Source organism: Peribacillus phoenicis, assembly GCF_047238085.1.
Lineage (GTDB): Bacteria > Bacillota > Bacilli > Bacillales > DSM-1321 > Peribacillus.
This window is the reverse complement of sequence record NZ_JBDFMF010000007.1, coordinates 1-1,863: the sequence shown is the minus strand read 5'-3', so window position 1 is coordinate 1,863 and position 1,863 is coordinate 1. Positions and strand designations below refer to the sequence as shown.

3 protein-coding genes are annotated in these 1,863 nt (G+C 36.8%); 2 read left to right on the top strand and 1 reads right to left on the bottom strand.

The annotated features are described in order from the left end of the window. Positions 1–558: a DUF421 domain-containing protein gene (locus ABC374_RS28060; RefSeq protein WP_413020621.1), complete on the bottom strand. Its 558-nt coding sequence runs from the start codon at positions 556–558 to the stop codon at positions 1–3. 226 nt (positions 559–784) lie between these two features. Here ABC374_RS28060 and ABC374_RS28055 point away from each other — a divergent pair, with 226 nt between their 5' ends. Together ABC374_RS28055 and ABC374_RS28050 are read left to right on the top strand one after the other, a co-directional pair. Then, positions 785–931 carry a YqzL family protein gene (locus ABC374_RS28055; RefSeq protein ID WP_082196741.1) on the top strand — a complete coding sequence of 49 codons (147 nt, stop codon included), beginning with the start codon at positions 785–787 and terminating at the stop codon, positions 929–931. Positions 932–1,359: 428 nt separating this feature from the next. Beyond that, a partial coding sequence (locus tag ABC374_RS28050; RefSeq protein ID WP_413020619.1) for a hypothetical protein occupies positions 1,360–1,863 on the top strand: 504 nt, incomplete at its 3' end.

Here is a 1,863-nt window from a genome sequence, read left to right as displayed (position 1 = left end):
TCATTCATCCTTTTGGATTAATTTTAAATTTTTATGCTGGATTTTCCCTTCGACGACCATGGCAATCGGCAGCCCTTGATAGTCTGTTTCAATATTTAAGTGTCTAGGCGTTAAATTAACAACAGATTGGTTAGGCAATATACTAAGTTCTCCATTCGGTTCCAGAATCACATAATCGATGTCCCTTATGTTCGGATATCCTGCAGCTCGAATGGTTGACAATAGCTCCACAAGAGAAAAGCGAGTTTTCCGTAAGTCTTTTTTGGAGATTTTCCCATGTTTGATTAAAATGCTTGGATGGCCAATGAACATTCGATTTAACCTGCGAAAAAGACTTAATTTAGAAAACAACAGATACATGATGACAATCGTAATGATTCCCACAATGGTCTGTCCAATTCCATTGGCTCTGATAGGACTGACGGACAACGTGACAAGAAACACAATGGCGGCAAGATCAGGCGGAGTCAACTGAGCCAATACAGTCTTTCCCATACAGCGCATTGCCAAAATGACTAGACCAAAAAGCAGAATTAACTTCCCAATAAAAGTGAGCATTTTTTCAACCTCATTTTTATGTACTTATTAATAAAAAATACAAATACTATTCTGTCACATAAACTTGAAAACATACTTAGCAAAGTGGACAGCTTTATACAATTGAAGAAATGATGATTCTAAGCCAAGTGTTTAATTAACTGCTCCTAGCATTTTACGTAGAATAGTTTCGGATATCCTAGCCAAAGATAATCAAATAACCATCACATTGATAGGCGGGATTAAAATGTATGAATTCACTTGGAGAGTTTTTAAAGAAACAGGTAATGTGGACATTTACTTACTTCTAAAGGAACTTGAGAAAGAAAAGCATATGATTAATATTTTACCGTCAGTGGAAAGTTCCAATAATGTGAATTATCCTGTTTCTTAAACGAATTTACATAAGCGTAGAATGATGATTTTGAAAAAGCAGTAGTCAATCATGAAGGCTTCTTCATCTCAACCAAGTTCTCCTCCCAAAACTTCAGCCAAAAAACAGGGAGTTATAAAATGGACAGTTAGACCTCTTGAAGAAGTATCTCTCCATTTTGAAATTCCACCTCAAATTACTGCCTCTGAGGGTATACTCTTCAGTTAAATACGAAATGCCCATTCATATTGTAAGGTATACCGCCTATATAAGCATATCCTTGAAGAAATTAAAAAACGCGAGGAATTATGTAATACTTCTCCATTGTTTATTGGATTATTCTGCTCGTGGTGCATATACTGGGATTGTTCCTTTAAACAAGGGAGTAAATAACATATCTAATCCTTTTTTCCTCAGAACATAAACTTTTAATGAAGGAGAGTTTAGCATTGGAAACTTCTCAGGTAACTACCTTGGTTAGTTTTCCATTCCCATCAGTATGGGGTTTCCACGCTGCTATAGCTGGCAGACCGATTATTTGGGGCACACTTATCATTAACTCTATTACAGATAACAGGGTAATTGGTACGGTTAATTTTCGTGGTATACCTATTCCGATTAATGGATTTTGGAATGAAAGCACCAAACAAATCACATTTGATTCACCTTATGCCACATTCTCTGGCAACTTAACCATATTTGATGATCCCCAGATTAGAATTCGACATTTTATTCTACGAGGACGTTTTCTTATGAAGCCTCCCTCTCTACAAGCAGGTGAGTATGGATCGTGGATTGCTACAACTGATATAAGTCTGAATGAATATCCTATTAGTGGTAATACCTATACCGAGCAATTGCCTCCTGTTGGAGTCTTTTTAACATCGAATATTCTTCATCAACTGCAGCATCAGAATTTTGGGGGATATCGGGGTTGGACAGAGGGTTTCCTG